Raw genomic sequence first — 15,842 nt, 5'->3', positions numbered from 1 at the left:
GACCTATGTGGTCCAGTGCCATCATGGAGGCATGCTGGAGGTTGCCGGACTGGGAGAGCTGGAGGAACGGGCGTACCGCTTACTGGTACGAGCGGGCGAGGCGGACGTCGCGGACCTCGCCGACGAGCTGGGCGTCGAACCTGAGCGAGCGGCCCGCGCGCTGGGGTCGATGTGCGACACGGGCCTGACCCGCGAGGTGCCGGGCACCCACGGCCGCAGGTACGCGCCCGTGGCCCCCGAGGTGGCGCTCGGGCCGCGGCTGGTCAGGCAGCAGGAGACGATCGACTGGGCCCGGCAGGCGGTGGAGCAGCTCGCCGAGGAGTACCGGGCGAGCCTGCGCCGCCGTGACGCCGACTGGCTGATCGAGATCCTGCCGAGCCGGGCCGCGCTGCGCGAGCAGGTACGCCACCTGCAGAACACCGCCCGCGAGGAGGTCATGTACTTCTGCCGCGCCGGACATGTCGTGATGCCCTCGCAGGACAACACCGAGGAGCTGGAAGCGCTCGGCCGCGGCGTCGGTTACCGCGTCATCTACGAACGGGCCCTGCTGGAGGAGCCCGGCATGGTGGCCAACGTCGCGTACGGGATCAAGCTGGGCGAGCAGGCGCGGGCCGTGCGCTCACTGCCGGTGCGGATGATGATCGCCGATCGGTCGGCCGCGCTGGTGCCGCTGGTGCAGCACGCGGCCGGGGTGACCGAGCCGACGGCCGCGCTGGTGCGCGGGAGCAGCCTGCTGGAGGCGCTGATCGCGCTGTTCGAGTCGCAGTGGGAGCGGGCGACGCCGATCAGGTTCCTGGAGGACGGGCAGGTCGCCGACCCCGGCGATGCCTGCCCGCTCGACGCGGACGAGCTGTACCTGTTGTCGCTGCTCGTCGCCGGGGTGCCGGAGAAGACGATCGCGAGCCAGCTCGGGCTGAGCCTGCGTACGGTGCAGCGCCGCGTCTACCACCTGATGCGGCTCGCGGGCGCGCAGACCAGGATGCAACTGGCCTGGCATGCGGCCCGCGAGCGCTGGTTGTAGCTACTTCACGCCGTACGCCCGGGTGACGGTCTGCTGGAACCGCTCACCGTTCGCGCCGGTGGCGGTGACCCGCAGGGACACGCCGGTGTCGGTGGACCGGTGCGCCACCAGGGTGGTGAACCGGCCCCTGCCCAGCGGCGCGAGCGGCAGCCTGCGCCAGGTCCGCCCGTCGTCGTACGACAGCTCGGCGGTCACCGTCCGCGCGTTCCGCGCGGTGAAGCCGAGCGGGACCGGGACGGTCCTGCGGACGTTCCCCTCCAGGTCCGCGGGGACGTCGTAGTCCACGCCGAGCAGCGCCACGGGCTGGGTGCCCTCGGGACGCGCCGAGCGGAAGGTCCACGACGTCTCGGTGGCCGTGGCGTACCGCCAGTCCTCCGAGGTGCGCGTCGTCGACAGCTCCATGCGGTACTCGGCGTCCTGCGGCACGGCGGGGAAGGAGCCGTTCAGTGTCTTGCTCTCCTGCACGAGCTCGCCGTCGCGGTAGAAGCGGGCGGAGCCGGTGTCGTCGGCGGCACTGCCGTCCACGAAGCCGTAGTGCCCGTCGGCGTCCACGAACTCGGGGATGTCGAACGACAGCACGTCCCCCGTACGCGAGGCGGCCCGCGCCGCCGGGCGGACGACGGGGGAGAACCAGCTCTCCCTGGCGATCTCCGCCGGCCGGTACGAACGCGGCACGTCCGTCAGGCCGCCGCGCAGCCGGTTCATCGACTCCCAGGTGAGCTGGTGCTGCACGACGTGCTGCCACTGGGTGTCGCCCGCGCTGACGTACTCCATGCGGCGCAGCGGCGTCGGCACCACCCGCTGGGTCTCCATCTGCAGATCCAGGCTGTACGTCTGCCACGGCCGCCAGCCGAACCGCTGGTCCTTGCCGTGGTCGTCGCCGCCGAAGTCGTGGTAGCCGGCGTCCACCAGGGCGGTGTTGGTCCAGTTCACGTCGTGCACGACCCGCTCCGGCACGCGGCCGGAGGAGACCTGCATGATCTCGTACAGGTACGGCGCCCTGAACGAGCCGGTCACGTGCAGCACGCCCCGGCCGGTACGCGCCTGCTCCAGCAGCGGCTGGCCGCGGTCATGGGTGATCAGGAGCGTGGGCAGCGGGGCGCGGTCGCCGTCCGGCCGCCACGGCTGCCACATGGCGCGCCCGTCCGGGCCGACCGCGATGACCGCGGCCGCGCCGGCCTCGGCGAAGCCCTCCAGCCGCTCCTCCCAGTCGCCGAAGTCCTGGCTGGCGACCACCACGGCCTTGCCCCGCACGTCGCCGCCCTTGGCGTCGCCGTCGACGAGCTTCCAACGCTTGGTGCCCTCGAACTCGGGCGACCGGATCGCCGGCCGCACGACCAGCCTCTCGTTGCCCAGCCGGGCCTGGACCCGGGGCGCGGCGAGCTGCCAGCGCGAGGCGAACTCGAACGTGCCGTTCGCCACCGGCTCGGTCGGGGTGACCATGAGCCCCTCGACCGACGGGAAGTTCATCGAGCCCAGGCTGATCTTCCGCGACCCGTACGTGCGGTGGGTGAAGTAGGTGGAGATGCCCTCCTGCGTCACCGGCTGGGACGTCCTGATCTCGACGGGCACGGCGGTCCTCGCGTCGAGCACCACCTCCATGTCGCCGGTCACCGCCATCTCGGGCTTGACGACGAGGGTGTCGACGGGGAGCTCCTCCTGGCTCTCACCCATGATCGCCTGCATGTGGTAGGTGCCCACCGGCACCTCGACGGTCCAGCCGATGTTCTCGTACAGGATGTAGCCCATGGCGTCGTCGCGGCCGGCGGCGCCGTACATCATGATCACGGGCACGCGGGCGGGCTTGCCGTCGCGGCCGACGGCGGTGAAGTGCACCTTGTGCGTCTCGGCGCGCCGGGTCAGCGCCAGCGTGGTGTGCGCGACCGCGGAGCCGTCGGACGCGGTGGCGGTGACGTAGCCGGCGTGCCGGCCGTGGGTCAGCTTGGCGACGTCCACGGCGACCTCGACGGTCGCGCTCGCGCCCGGCTCCACGGTGACCGTCGTGGCCGACAGGGTGACCGCGCCCTCGCCGGGGGCGTCGCCGTCCAGGTTGGACAGCACCGGGGCCGGCGTCAGGGTGACGGGGGCCTGGCCGGAGTTGGTGTAGGTGATGACACCGCCGGGGGTCCCCTTGTCGCCGTCCTCGTGCACGCCCATGCTGAGGGAGGCGGTGGCGGTGACCGTCTGACGCAGCGCGCGGGCCACGTCCACGCGCCCGCCGCCCTGCTCGTACGGCGTCTGGCCGTCGATCGTGCGGGCGGTGGACACCAGCGCGTCCTTGATCTGCCCGGCCTGCCACTCGGGGTGGCGCTGAGCCAGGATCGCCGCCGCGCCGGCCACGTGCGGCGTGGCCATCGAGGTGCCGGAGAGCTTCGTGTGCAGGTCGTCCACCGGCGTGCCGAGGGAAGTGCCGGAGGCGCGGGCGGCGGTGATGGCCACGCCCGGCGCGGTGATGTCCGGCTTGACGGCCTCGTCCAGGCGCGGGCCGCGGCTGGAGAACGACGCCAGCGCGTCGTCGGCGTCCACCGCGCCGACGGTCAGCGCCGAGGCGGCGGCGCCCGGCGAGCCGACGGTGTACTCGCCGCCCTCGTTGCCCGCCGCGACGACGAACAGCGTGCCGGTCTGCTTCGTCAGCTCGTCCACGGCGACGCTGAGCGGGTCGGTGCCGTCGGTGGGGTCGCCGCCGAGGCTCATGTTGACCACGTCGGCGCCGCTCTTCAGCGCCGCCCACTCCATGCCCGCCAGCACCTGCGACTCCGTGCCGCTGCCGCCGGAGTCGAGCACCTTGCCGATCGCCAGCTCGGCGCCGGGGGCCACGCCCTTGCGCAGGCCGTTCGAGGCCGCTCCGGTGCCCGCCACGGTGGCGGCGACGTGGGTGCCGTGGCCGTGCAGGTCCTCGGCCGACAGGTCGTCGGTGAAGTTCCGCGTCTCGGTGATCTTGCCGGCCACGTCGGGGTGGTCGGCGTCGATCCCGGTGTCCAGGACCGCGACCTTCACGCCCTTGCCGTCGTACCCGTCCTGCCAGGCCTGCGGCGCACCCACCTGCGGGACGCTGTGCTCCAGCGACACGCTCACCTTGCCGTCGAGCCACACCTTGGCCAGCCCGTCGCGCAGCCGCGGCTCGGCCGCTTCCGATCGGGCGCCGGCCTCGCCCCACAGGACGGGCAGCTCGTCCTTGTCCGCGCGCAGGGGGCGGGCGTTCACGCTGCTCAGCGTGACGGCCTTCGCGCCGCTCTGCGCGTAGGCCAGGATCAGCGGTAAGACGTCGCTGCTCGCGTCGTCGTAGCCCTGCTCGATCAGGCCGCTGACCGAGAACAACCGCTCGTCCATGAGGCCGCGGGACAGGTACGGCACCATGTCGGCGGGCGTCACGATCAGCTCGCCGTTCTCCTCCCGCGTGAGGAACCTGACGTCCTGCCGGCCCTCGCCGGGCTCCACGGTCGCCGCGCGTTTCCCGCCGGCGAACTCCTGTACGGTGACCACGTCACCGGTGATCAACGTGACGCGGTACATCGCGCCGCCGGTCGCCGGCTCGGGCGCCGCGGCGTGCGCCGGCACCGGCTGCGCCAGCATCGCCAGGCCCGCGCCCACGGCGGCGAAGCGGGTGATCCATCTCATGAACGAACCCGATCTGTAGTGCTACGTCGCTTTACTCGCTCATGAGAATGCGGCACTCTGCCTGTTCGGAGGGCGCGATCTGCCTGGCCGAACAGCGACATGTCGTCAAAATGACAGGGTCAGAGCGCGGCGAGGAAGGCCCGGATCTCCAGGAGGTCGATGCCGGCGGCGTCGGCGCGGGGCACGACGAGGGTCAGCTCACGCGCGACCGGCCGCGTCCTCGACTGGGCCACGAACGACACCGCGACCATCTTGATCAACAGCTCGGGGTCCGCCTCGACGACGGGCACGGCCACCCGGTCCAGCGGCCCCTCCCGCGCGATCGCCGCCCACAGCCGCCCGAGGCTCAGCCACAGGTCGTCCACCGACGAGCGCGCCTCCATGTCGTTGCCCATCCTGCGGGAGACCACGCAGTGCACCTTCCGGTACGGCGAACCGATCGTGGCCACCGTGCCCAGCGAGTAGCGCTTGAGCTTGCCCACGGGCTTCGACTCGCGCGTCTCGACGCGGCGGGGCACCACCGCCGACAGAGCACGTTCCAGCTCGCCGTCCAGGCGTTCCAGGTCGCCGTCGTACAGGCGGCCGAGCAGTTTCCCCCGCACGCCGCCGAGGTCGGTGTCGAACGTGTCGGCGAACCCGACCACGAGGTCGGCGTCCTGATTCAGCGGGTCGCCCACCCGGACCGAGACCGTCGTTCCCGGAAAAGTGCGCCAGATCGGGCACCGCGGATACGCCCGCGCCAGCGCCCAGACCGCGGACACCACCACGCAGCCGGCGAGCACGACCGGACCGGCCGGCCCCGCCCCTGACGCCTGCGCGACCAGCACCACCAGCGCGAGGGCTCCGAACGCCATGAGGAAGTGCGCGGCCAGGAGCACCCGGCCGCGCGGCGTGCGGACGACCGCCCGCAGCCCCTGGACGAGACCCACCCGCCGCCCTCCCGAGGAAATGCGCCAGAGCCTGGAAGATACGTCGTTCGACGCCTTCTGGGTAGATCTCTGCCCAAATTTCCGTCGATCAGGCCCGCGTTTTCGGCATCAGGGTGGCGAGCAGCAGAAGCAGCGCGCTCTGCGCCAGCATGCCGGGCGCGAGCGGCGGCGCCGCGCCCACGGTCTTCGTCAGCGCGTACCACCACTGGGTGAGCGGCGAGAGCGAGTCCCACGCCGGGTCCATGCCCGCGCCCACACCGTAATTGACCGACACGTGCATGAAGACGCCGTACGCCGAGGCCAGCAGCACCGTCCCGGCCAGCACGCGCACCACGGTCACCGTGCGCGCGGACACGGCGAGCAACACGAGCGCGACCACGAGGGCCGCCACGGCCACCCATGGGATGAGCTGGGTGAACGACTGCCAGTGGCGCTCGAAGGCGAGCTCCAGCCCGGCGCCGGCGATGCCGACCGCGACCAGCGCCAGCAGCCCCAGCCGGACCGCGGAGGAGGGGCCGAGCCGGCGAGCTTCAGCGGTTCGAGGGGTAGTTGAGGTCATGTGCGGCGACCACCGTCCGATGGGAAATCCTGTTGTCCTCCTCACGTTCTCGGCGGATCCTCAGAGGAGTCTCAGCGCATTCTGAAGATCTCGTGAAAAGTGGACGAAATGGCCGACGAGTACGTTCCGCGGCTCCCGCCCGAGCACGTCGAGCGGATCCGCCGCTGGCATGAGAACGCCTACCGCGCCATGCGCGAGGAGGGCGCTGGAGAGCAGACCTTCGCCTACCTGGGCCGCACCATCGTGGTGCCGCCCGGCGTGATGCCGATCGCGCGCCTGTCCCACCTGCTCGGCGAGGCCGTGCTGGCCGAGGTGAGAGAGGGCGACCGCGTGCTCGACATGGGCACGGGCAGCGGCGTCAACGCGATCCTGGCCGCCTCGAAGGCCGCCGAGGTGCTGGCCGTCGACGTCAACCCGGCCGCCGTCGAGGCCGCCCGGCGCAACGCCGAGCGCAACGGCGTCGCCGACCGCGTGGAGGTGCGGCTCAGCGACGTCTACGAGGCCGTCGACGGCCGGTTCGACCTGATCGTCTTCGACCCGCCGTACCGCTGGTTCACGCCGCGCGACGCGTCCGAGCTGGCCGGCGCCGACCCCGGCTACCGGGCGATGACCGCGTTCTTCCGCGGCGCGCGAGCCCACCTCACCCCCGGCGGGCGGATGCTGATCGGCTTCGGCACCTCGGGAGACCTCGACCACCTGCGCGGCCTGGCCCGCGAGGAGGGCTTCGCCACCGAGGTCGTCGCCCACCGCGCCCTGGAGCGGGACGGCTGGCAGGTCGACTACTACACGTTCAGGATGACGTGATCGGTACGGCCGGGCCGTACCGATCACCGATCACGTCCTACATGTTGATCATGTGACCGGCCAGGCCGTGGACGGCCTCCTTGACCGCCTCGCCGAGCGTCGGGTGGGCGTGGACGTTGCGGGCCACTTCATGCACCGTCAGGTCCCACTGCTGGGCCAGGGTCAGCTCGGGCAGCAGCTCGGTGACCTCGGGGCCGATCAGGTGGGCGCCGAGCAGCTCGCCGTGGGTGTCGTCGCTGATGATCTTGACGAAGCCGTTGCTGTCGCCGAGACCGTGCGCCTTGCCGTTGGCGGTGAACGGGAACTTCGCCACCTTCACGTCGTAACCCAGGTCGCGGGCCTGCGCCTCGGTGTAGCCGAAGCTCGCCACCTGCGGCTGGCAGTACGTCGCGCGCGGGATCATCACGTAGTCGAGCTCCATCGTCTCGGCGTTCGCGATGGTCTCGGCGGCGATGATGCCCATCGACTCGGCGGCGTGCGCCAGCATCAGCTTGGCCGTGACGTCGCCGATGGCGAAGATGCTGGGGACGTTCGTCCGGCAGCGGCCGTCGACCGCGATGGCGCCCCGGTCGGTCAGCGCCACCCCCGTCTTCTCCAGCCCGTAGCCGTCGACGCGCGGCTGGAAGCCGATGGCCTGCAGCACCTTGTCGGCCTCCAGCACCTGCGTCTGGCCGCCCTTGGTGACGGTGACCTTGACCGAGGCGCCGGTGTCCTCGATGGCGTCCACGCGGGTGGAGGTCATCACCTCGATGCCGAGCCGCTTGTAACGCTTGGCCAGCTCGGCCGACACATCTTCGTCCTCCAGCGGCACGACCCGGTCGAGGAACTCCACGATCGTCACCTTGACGCCGTAGTTGTGCAGCACGTACGCGAACTCCACGCCGATCGCGCCGGCGCCCGCGATGATGATGCTGCCCGGCAGCTCCTCCGACAGGATCTGCTCCTCGTACGTCACCACCCGCTCCGACAACTGCGTGCCGGGGATGAGCCTGGTGGTGGCCCCGGCGGCGATGATGCAGTGGGAGAACGTGATCGTCTCGCCGTTCACCTGGAGCGTGTTGGCGTCCAGGAACGTGCCGCGCCCGTCGTACTCCGTGATGGCGTTCTTCTTCATCAGGTAGTGAACGCCCTTGACGCGTCCGTCGGCCACCTTGCGGCTGCGCTGGAAGGCCGCCCCGTAGTCGAAGGTGACCTCGCCGCTGATGCCGAAGGTCTTGGCCTCGTGATGGAAGATATGGGCCAGTTCGGCGTTGCGCAGCAGCGCCTTGGACGGGATGCAGCCCACGTTCAAGCAGACGCCACCCCAGTACTTCTCCTCGACGACCGCGGTGCGCAGTCCGAGCTGGGCGGCGCGGACGGCGGCCGTATACCCTCCAGGACCCGCGCCGAGTACGACGACGTCATAGTGAGTGCTCATGAGTCGGACCATACCGCCAGCCCGAACTTGACCCGTCCTCAGACCTCGACCTCGTACGACAGACTCAGCTCATCGGCGGGGACACCGCGGATCCCCCAGTTCACCCGGGGCATCTCGACGATCGTGAGCTCCAGGTCCTCGGGGTCGTGCGGCCACCGGGCGTAGAGCTCCCGGATCAGCGTCCGCTTCGCGTAGTCGCTGCGCCCGGTGAAGCAGACCACCTCGATGATCACATAGCGTTCGCTCCGCTGCGGGCAGACGAGGTCGTCGGCCTCCAGCAGCAGGAAGCGGTGGAAGCGTTTGTCCTCCGGCAGGCCCCACGCGCTCATCAGGCTCGCGTGGATCAGGTCCGACAGCTCGCGCCGCCTGCCTGCCCAGATGTCGCGACGGCCGTACACCTTCACCTGCGCCATATCGGCCACTATAGGAGGTGTGATCCGCATTCTGCTGGCCGACGACGAGACCATGATGCGGGCCGGAGTCCGGGCGATCCTGTCCTCCGACCCCGCCCTCGACGTGGTGGCCGAGGCGGGTGACGGCAAGGAGGCGGTGGACCTCGCCATCAGCCACCGTCCCGACGTCGCCCTGCTCGACATCCGCATGCCCCGGCTCGACGGGCTGGCCGCCGCGGCGGAGATCCGCAGGGCCGCGCCGGCGACGGCCGTGGTGATGCTGACCACGTTCGGCGAGGACGACTACATCGCCAAGGCGCTCGACGTGGGCGCCAGCGGCTTCCTGTTGAAGTCGGGCGACCCGCGCGAGCTCATCGCCGGCATCCACGCGGTGGCCGGCGGGGCGGCGTACCTGTCGCCCAAGGTGGCGAGGAGCGTCATCAGCCGGCTCCAGGGCGGCCGGATGGCCAAGGGCGCGGTGGCCCGCGACCGCATCGAAGGGCTCACCGAGCGCGAGCGGGAGGTGCTCGCCCTGCTCGGCGCCGGTCTGTCCAACGCCGAGATCGCGCGCGAGCTGCACATCGTGGAGGGCACCGTGAAGGCGTACGTGAGCGCCATCCTCACCCGCCTCGACGTGCGCAACCGCGTCCAGGCCGCGATCATCGCCCACGAGGCCGGCTTGGTAGCCTGACGCGTGATGTATCGCCTCGTGTTCACGCAGGTCTTGCGGCGGTTCGACGCCGAGGCCGTGCACCGTCTCACCGTCAGCGGCCTCGCGCTCCTCGCGCGGCTGCCGCTGCTCAAGCGGCTGCTCCACCGTGTGCTCGCCCCGCACGACCCGGCCCTGCGCGTGACCGCGTTCGGCGTGCACTTCCCCGGGCCGCTGGGCCTGGCCGCCGGGTTCGACAAGGACGCCGCGTGCGCCGAGGGCATCGCCGCGCTCGGCTTCGGCCACGTCGAGGTCGGCACGATCACCGCCCACGGCCAGCCGGGCAACCCGCGTCCGCGCCTGTTCCGGCTGCCGCGCGAGCGGGCGCTGATCAACCGGATGGGGTTCAACAACGACGGCGCCCTCGCCGCCGCCCGCAGGCTGCGCCGGCCCAGGGGCGTCCCGGTCGTCGTCGGCGTCAACATCGGCAAGACCAAGGTGGTGCCCGAGTCGGGCGCCGTCGCCGACTACGTCACCAGCGCCAAGCGGCTCGCCCCGCTGGCCGACTACCTCGTGGTCAACGTCAGCTCGCCCAACACCCCCGGGCTGCGCGACCTGCAGGCCGTCTCGCTGCTGCGCCCGCTGCTCACCGCGGTCAAGGAGGTCGCCGACGCGACGCCCCGCCGCACCCCGCTGCTGGTCAAGATCGCTCCGGACCTGGCCGACACCGACATCGACGCGATCGCCGACCTGGCGCTGGAGCTGGGCCTCGACGGCATCATCGCGACCAACACCACGATCCGCCACTCCGGCGAGACCGGAGGGTTGTCCGGCCGCCCGCTCAAGAAGCGCTCGCTGGAGGTCCTGCGGCGCCTGCGCGCCCGGGTCGGCGACGGCCTCACGCTGGTCTCGGCCGGCGGCGTCGAGGACGCCGACGACGTCTGGGAGCGCCTGCTCGCCGGCGCCACCCTGGTCCAGGGCTACTCCGGCTGGATCTACGGCGGCCCCCTCTGGGCCTCCCGCATCCACCGGCAGCTGTCCGTACGTGCGCGCCGACACGGCATGAAGTCCATCACCGAGGCCATCGGCCGCACCGCCTAAGGTGGCACGGTGATCCGACCAGTGACCCTTCCCGGCGGCGTCGTGCTCCGCCCGCTGAGCGAGCACGACGCCCCCGCCCTGACCGAGGCCTACATCCGCAACCGCGAACACCTGCGGCCCTGGGAGCCGCGCAGGCCCGAGAGCTTCTACACGCTCACGATCCAGGCCCAGATGCTGGAGGCCATGCTCGCCAAGCAGGCCGCCGGCCAGGCGACCGCGTGGGCGCTGGCCGACGGCGACCTGATCGTGGGCCGCATGACGCTCAACGACACCGTCCGCGGCCCCTTCCTCAGCACCAACCTCGGCTACTGGATCGACGCCGGCCACACCGGCCGCGGCCTGGCCACCGCCGCGGTGCGCGAGGTGTGCCGGATGGCCGACGAGGAGCTGCGCCTGCACCGGGTCGCGGCCGGCACGCTGGTCGACAACGTCGCCTCGCAGAGCGTGCTGCGCAAGGCCGGCTTCGAGCTGTACGGCACCGCCCCGCGCTACCTGGAGATCGACGGCCGGTGGCAGGACCACCGGCTCTTCCAGCTCATCCTCAACGACCGCCCGGCCCTCTGAGTCACACGCTCGGCCGGGTCGACTCCGCGTCGTACGTCATCGCCTCGATGCGGGCCATCCTGTCGCGCATGTCCAGCTCGCTCGGCCGGTGCGGGCGCCGCCGCTGCCACGGGCGCGGCCCCGCCGGCGGACGATACTCCACGCCGAGCGCGTCGAGCCGCCCGAGATGGCGGGCCAGCCGCTCGCCGAAGCCCTCCTGGGCCCGGCCCGCCCAGGCCACCTCCGCGAGCGCGCAGGCCCTCGGCCACAGCCGGTAGTCGACCGTCCGCGGGTCGGGCACCCGCTCGCTCCACAGCTGCGCCTGCGCCCCCAGCACCCGCGACCGCTCCGCATCGCTCCAGGAGGCGGGCGCCGGGTCGAACGCGGCCACGTCGTCCACCGTGGTGGTGTCGCCGATGGCCATCGGCTCCTCGGGCGAGCCCGACTCGGCGTAGTCGAAGTAGAGCGGGAACACCGGCGTCGCCACGATGTCGTGCCCGGCCGCGGCCGCCCGCCGGCCCACGCCCATGCCGCGCCACGGCATGACGATCGTGTCCTCGCGCAGCCCGCCGCTGACGAACGCCTCGTCCCACACCACGGCCCGCGCGCCGCGCTCGGCCAACGCGTCGGCCAGCCGCCGCAGGAACCACGCCTGCAGGTCGTTGGCCGTCGCCAGGCCCAGCGACTCGCGGTACGCGCCGATCTCCGGCGAGGCCGCCCAGTGGTCGAGCACCACCTCGTCGCCGCCGATGTGCACGTACGGGGTCTCGCCCAGCGCCCCCAGCAGCTCGTCGAAGACCGTGAGGAGGAAGTCGACGGTCGCCGGCAGCGGCGACAGGATCGCGGGGGAGATGCCCCACCGGTCGAGCACCTCATGCGGCTCCCCGGTGGCCCCGAACTCCGGGTACGCCGCCAGGATCGCCGACGCGTGCCCCGGCACGTCGATCTCCGGCACCACCGTGACGCAGCGGGAGCGCGCGTACGCGGCGATCTCCGCCAGGTCGTCCAGGCTGTAGTAGCCGCCGTGCGGGAGGTCGTCGTACGTCAGCGGCTCCCCGTAGTGGCTGGTCACCGTACGCGGGCGGTGGGAGGCCACCTCGTGCAGCCGCGGGTAGGCCCGGCTCTCCACCCGCCACCCCTGGTCGTCGACCAGGTGCAGGTGGAGCCGGTTGAGCTTGTGCACCGCCATCAGGTCCAGCAGGCGCAGCACCTCCCGCTTGGGGAGGAAGTGCCGCGCCACGTCGAGGTGCAGCCCACGCCAGGCGAACGCGGGCGCGTCCTCGACCCGCACCCCCCGCACGGCCCACAACGCGCCGGCCGAGAACCGGTAGGAGGCGTCGGGCAGCAGCTGGTGCAACGACTGCGCGGCGTAGAACGCCCCCGCCCGGCCGCCCGCCGCGATCTCCACACCGCGCGACCCCACCGTCAGCCGGTACGCCTCCTCGCCCAGCGACGGATCACGGCGCACGTCGATCTCGCCGGAGTCGCCGGGCCGCAGGTCGAGCCAGGGCAGCGCGACACGTACGGCGTCCACCAGGTCACCGGACACCGTCGCGCCGGAGCTCAGCGCGTAGGAGGCGGAAAGGTCATGGAGCAGCTCAGGACGAGGAATCATGATTCGAGATAGTGCTGCAATCCGTTCGCCAGCGCCAGAGCGATCTTCTGCCGGAACTTCGGATCGCGGAACTTGGCCGCCTCGGCGGCGTTGCGCATGTTGCCGCACTCGATGAACACCTTCGGCACCGTCGACAGGTTGAGCCCGCCCAGGTCGTTGCGGTAGTCGAGCGCCCGGCTGCCGATGTAGTTCGAGTACGGCAGCCCCGTGCCCTCGCGGAAGGCGTCGCGGACGGCGATGCCCAGCCTGCTCGAGGCCTTCACGACCTTGTCCACCGGCCCGTCGATCTTCTTCGGCATGATGACGTGGAAGCCGCGGTTGCCCGGCGCCGAGCCGTCCGCGTGCACGGAGATCGCGGCGTCCGCGTCGGCCTCGTTGCCGATCGCGGCCCGCTCGGTGATGCACGGCCCGACGCCGTCGTTGCCGGAGCGGGTCAGCTCGACCGTGGCGCCCCGGTTCTTCAGGATCTTGCGGAGCCGGGTGGAGACGTCCCAGGTGAAGGCGGCCTCGCTGTAGCCGTCGTCGGTGGACGTGCCGGTCGTGTCGCAGGCCTTCTTCTGCGTCAGCACGTCGACCTGGCGGTTGATCGCGGCCGGGTCGCGGAAGTTGCCGCCGTTGTGGCCCGGGTCGATGACGACCACCTTGCCGTCGAGCGGCTCGGCCTTTTCCGGTGTCTCCGACACCGGTACATCGGCCTCGCCGGTGGTGGCCGCGGGGGTCTGCCCCGTGGTGGCCGCCGGGGTCTGCCCCGCGCTCGTCGCGGGGGCGGCCTGACCTGCCGTGGCGCCATCGGTGCCGGCGCCGCCGCACGCGGAGGCGATCAGGCCGCAGACGGCGAGGATCGTGGCTGGTAGAGCACGCATACCGTCCAACTTACGGCAGGCAGGGCGGTCGAGCCCGTGTTATGCCGGTCTGGCGCGTACGATCCCCGCCGGCACGTCCTCACCAGACGTGCTCGCCGACCTCCTGTCGTTCGAGCAGGGCGGCCAGCTCCCGCGCGTCCTCGGCGTCGAGGCCGAGGACGACGCGGGGGCGGCCCCACGGGTGGTCGAGCGAGTGGGCGACGTAGCTGGCGACCGACTCGGCGCCGCCGTCGGCGCCCCGGCCCTTGCCCGCCCGCCAGTGCCCCCAGGCGCGCTCGAGCTCTGCCGCCGCACGCTGGGCACAGGACACCAGTTCCGGATCACGCATGACTGTTCCCCCCGGATCAGATCGTGACCGGACCGAATCCGGCCACAATTAGCATGACCCTGACGAGTAAACCGTCGTACGCCCGTGCCTCCGCACGGCTTGACCCAGCTTTGGGCCGCTCTTAGGCGGGCCCCGTGCTCCGTCGCACGACTAACTCCGGCCGGATCTCCCGCAGGCGCGCTGCCTTGCCGGGGTCTCCGATCCGGTCGCTCAGCAGGGCGGCCGCCGACCGGCCCATCGCGCGGCGGGGCTGGTCGACCGAGGTGAGCGAGATGTGGTGCGAGGCCGACAGGTGCGTGTTGTCGTACCCCACCACCGAGAGGTCTTCGGGGACGCGCAGGCCCAGTTCGCCCGCGGCAGAGAGCACGCCGAGCGCGACCACGTCATTGGCGGCGAAGATCGCCGTGGGCCTGGGGTCGCGGGTCAGCAGCGCCTTCGCCGCCGCCCTGCCGCCGTCCTCGTCGGACTCGGCGGCCTCCACCATGATGTACGGCGCCAGCGCGTGCCTGCGCATCGCCACGAGGTAGCCCTCGCAGCGCGACGCGCGCCGGCTCTCGATGTGGGCGATCCGCTTGTGGCCCAGCTCGACCAGGTGGTCGATGGCCATGCGGGCGCCGAGTTGATCGTCGTCGACCACGATGTCGACGCCGTCCAGCTGGTTGTCACGTTCCCCCACCACGACGGTGGGCGTGTAGGAGGTCGCCTCGACCAGCGTCTCGCTGGTCGGCGCGATGCCGAGCAGCACGAGGCCGTCGACCCTCAGCTCGAGGAACGCCTCAACGGCCTCGTCCTCGAACGCCGGGTCCCACTGGCTGTTCCCGATGAGCATGCGCAGACCGTCGCCGTGCAGGCTCTCCTGGAGGCCGTCGAGGAACTCCGCGTAGAACGGATTGTGCAGGTCGGCGACGAGCGCGCCCACCAGATGCGTACGTCCCTCGACCAGGCTGCGGGCGACCGCGTTCGGCCGGTAGCCGAGCTCGCGGGCGGCCTGCAGCACGGCCTGGCGACGGTGCTCGCTCACGTGCGGGGAACCACGCAGCACGAGAGAGACGAGCGATTTGGACACGCCGGCTCGTTCGGCGACATTACGGATGGTCGGTCTCGGCCGAGGCAGTGCGTCTACCTCTCTCAGTTCGGCGATGGAAGTGTTGACGGGCGGTCCTGACATGTGTCTCCCCCGCGATGCGGATATGGGCACCTGTCTCACCAAACGATCGAGTTCGCGGCAGGGTACGGCCTCCGTAACGGATTGGCGTAACTCTTGTCACGGGACGGAGGATTTCGGCCAAGGGGGGTCGGCTACTGTGCAGGTGTGAAAGGCGGGGAGTCAGCCGGAAACACACGGCCGGCGCGGCGCAGGCTCAGCGTGGACCGCCGCAGGGAAGAGCTCATGGCGGCGGCGCTGGAATTGTTCGGCACCCGCGACGCGGAAGACGTCTCCATCGACGACGTGGCCTCGGCGGCGGGCGCCTCGCGCGCCCTGGTCTACCACTACTTCGGCGGCAAGCAGGAGCTCTACGTGGCCGCGCTGCGCAGCGCGGCGGTGCAGCTGGAGTCGCGGCTGCAGTCCCAGGATGGCGGCGGGGCGCTCGACGAGCTGGCCTCCGGGCTCAGACGTTACTTCGACTTCGTCGAGGAGCACGCGGCGGGCTTCGCGGCGCTGCTGCGCGGCGGCCCCGCCAACAGGACGGGCGAGGTGGGAGAGATCGTCGACGGCGTGCGCCGCCGGCTTTTCGCTCTCGTCCAGAAGCAGATGGGCGTCGAGGAGCCAGGGCCTGTGCTGCGCACGACGCTGCGGTCGTGGATCGCCTCCGTGGAGGCGGCCGGCCTCGACTGGCTGGAGCACCGCGACATCGACCGCTCGACGCTCGAGAAGATGCTGGTCGATCACATGGTCGCGCTGCTAGGCGTCGCCGCCGCCCATGATGGCGACGTCGCCGGGTTGATGGAGCGACTGGGCTCTCCTCATGGCCTCACTCCGTGAGGCGGGCTCGGTCGCCCCG

15 protein-coding genes are annotated in these 15,842 nt (G+C 71.7%); 6 read left to right on the top strand and 9 right to left on the bottom strand.

Annotation, left to right across the window (positions count from 1 at the left end; translation table 11 throughout):
- The first annotated feature begins 31 nt into the window (after window positions 1-31).
- Complete coding sequence (locus E1286_RS01190) at window positions 32-1,021, top strand: TrmB family transcriptional regulator (protein ID WP_132608271.1); 990 nt, start codon at window positions 32-34, stop codon at window positions 1,019-1,021.
- Here E1286_RS01190 and E1286_RS01185 read toward each other — a convergent pair whose 3' ends face one another.
- The 3 genes from E1286_RS01185 to E1286_RS01175 form a co-directional block, all read right to left on the bottom strand.
- Window positions 1,022-4,639, bottom strand: a complete 3,618-nt coding sequence (locus tag E1286_RS01185) for a S8 family peptidase (RefSeq protein ID WP_132608269.1) — start codon at window positions 4,637-4,639, stop codon at window positions 1,022-1,024.
- A 119-nt stretch (window positions 4,640-4,758) separates the two neighbouring features.
- A complete protein-coding gene (locus E1286_RS01180; RefSeq protein WP_132608267.1) occupies window positions 4,759-5,568 on the bottom strand; it encodes a macro domain-containing protein in 810 nt (269 codons plus the stop codon).
- An 88-nt stretch (window positions 5,569-5,656) separates the two neighbouring features.
- Window positions 5,657-6,127, bottom strand: a complete 471-nt coding sequence (locus E1286_RS01175; protein ID WP_223189416.1) for a hypothetical protein — start codon at window positions 6,125-6,127, stop codon at window positions 5,657-5,659.
- Between the two features lie 108 nt (window positions 6,128-6,235).
- On the opposite strand from E1286_RS01175, the gene E1286_RS01170 reads away from it, so the two are divergent.
- The gene (locus E1286_RS01170) at window positions 6,236-6,931 is read left to right on the top strand and encodes a methyltransferase (RefSeq protein ID WP_132608265.1); all 696 of its coding nucleotides are present in this window, start codon (window positions 6,236-6,238) and stop codon (window positions 6,929-6,931) included.
- A gap of 37 nt (window positions 6,932-6,968) precedes the next feature.
- Here E1286_RS01170 and lpdA read toward each other — a convergent pair whose 3' ends face one another.
- Both lpdA and E1286_RS01160 read right to left on the bottom strand, forming a co-directional pair.
- A complete protein-coding gene (lpdA, locus tag E1286_RS01165) occupies window positions 6,969-8,348 on the bottom strand; it encodes a dihydrolipoyl dehydrogenase (RefSeq protein WP_132608263.1) in 1,380 nt (459 codons plus the stop codon).
- A 38-nt stretch (window positions 8,349-8,386) separates the two neighbouring features.
- On the bottom strand, window positions 8,387-8,761 hold the full coding sequence (locus E1286_RS01160) for a tautomerase family protein (RefSeq protein WP_132608261.1): 375 nt from the start codon (window positions 8,759-8,761) through the stop codon (window positions 8,387-8,389).
- A gap of 19 nt (window positions 8,762-8,780) precedes the next feature.
- Between E1286_RS01160 and E1286_RS01155 the strand changes: the two genes are divergently transcribed.
- The 3 genes from E1286_RS01155 to E1286_RS01145 are packed head-to-tail and all read left to right on the top strand — an operon-like array spanning window position 8,781 to window position 11,054.
- Complete coding sequence (locus tag E1286_RS01155; RefSeq protein ID WP_132608259.1) at window positions 8,781-9,431, top strand: response regulator; 651 nt, start codon at window positions 8,781-8,783, stop codon at window positions 9,429-9,431.
- 6 nt (window positions 9,432-9,437) lie between these two features.
- On the top strand, window positions 9,438-10,490 hold the full coding sequence (locus E1286_RS01150; protein ID WP_187368095.1) for a quinone-dependent dihydroorotate dehydrogenase: 1,053 nt from the start codon (window positions 9,438-9,440) through the stop codon (window positions 10,488-10,490).
- Between the two features lie 9 nt (window positions 10,491-10,499).
- On the top strand, window positions 10,500-11,054 hold the full coding sequence (locus E1286_RS01145; RefSeq protein ID WP_132608255.1) for a GNAT family N-acetyltransferase: 555 nt from the start codon (window positions 10,500-10,502) through the stop codon (window positions 11,052-11,054).
- A 1-nt stretch (window position 11,055) separates the two neighbouring features.
- Here the strand turns inward: E1286_RS01145 and E1286_RS01140 are convergent, their stop codons facing one another.
- From E1286_RS01140 to E1286_RS01125, 4 genes are all read right to left on the bottom strand, one after another.
- Window positions 11,056-12,648: a beta-N-acetylhexosaminidase gene (locus tag E1286_RS01140; protein ID WP_132608253.1), complete on the bottom strand. Its 1,593-nt coding sequence runs from the start codon at window positions 12,646-12,648 to the stop codon at window positions 11,056-11,058.
- Complete coding sequence (locus E1286_RS01135; RefSeq protein ID WP_132608251.1) at window positions 12,645-13,511, bottom strand: N-acetylmuramoyl-L-alanine amidase; 867 nt, start codon at window positions 13,509-13,511, stop codon at window positions 12,645-12,647. Before E1286_RS01135 ends, E1286_RS01140 begins: the two co-directional genes overlap by 4 nt.
- Before the next feature lie 79 nt (window positions 13,512-13,590).
- Window positions 13,591-13,839 (bottom strand): hypothetical protein, encoded by a 249-nt coding sequence (locus E1286_RS01130; RefSeq protein ID WP_132608249.1) that lies wholly within the window; start codon window positions 13,837-13,839, stop codon window positions 13,591-13,593.
- A gap of 121 nt (window positions 13,840-13,960) precedes the next feature.
- A complete protein-coding gene (locus E1286_RS01125; RefSeq protein WP_425464728.1) occupies window positions 13,961-15,007 on the bottom strand; it encodes a LacI family DNA-binding transcriptional regulator in 1,047 nt (348 codons plus the stop codon).
- 198 nt (window positions 15,008-15,205) lie between these two features.
- Here E1286_RS01125 and E1286_RS01120 point away from each other — a divergent pair, with 198 nt between their 5' ends.
- A complete protein-coding gene (locus E1286_RS01120) occupies window positions 15,206-15,823 on the top strand; it encodes a TetR/AcrR family transcriptional regulator (RefSeq protein WP_246074292.1) in 618 nt (205 codons plus the stop codon).
- The last annotated feature ends 19 nt before the right edge of the window (window positions 15,824-15,842 follow it).

The sequence above is a fragment of the Nonomuraea terrae genome, from assembly GCF_004348995.1.
Lineage (GTDB): Bacteria > Actinomycetota > Actinomycetes > Streptosporangiales > Streptosporangiaceae > Nonomuraea > Nonomuraea terrae.
Note: the sequence above shows the minus strand (reverse complement) of the source record. Positions and strands in the feature narration are given on the sequence as shown.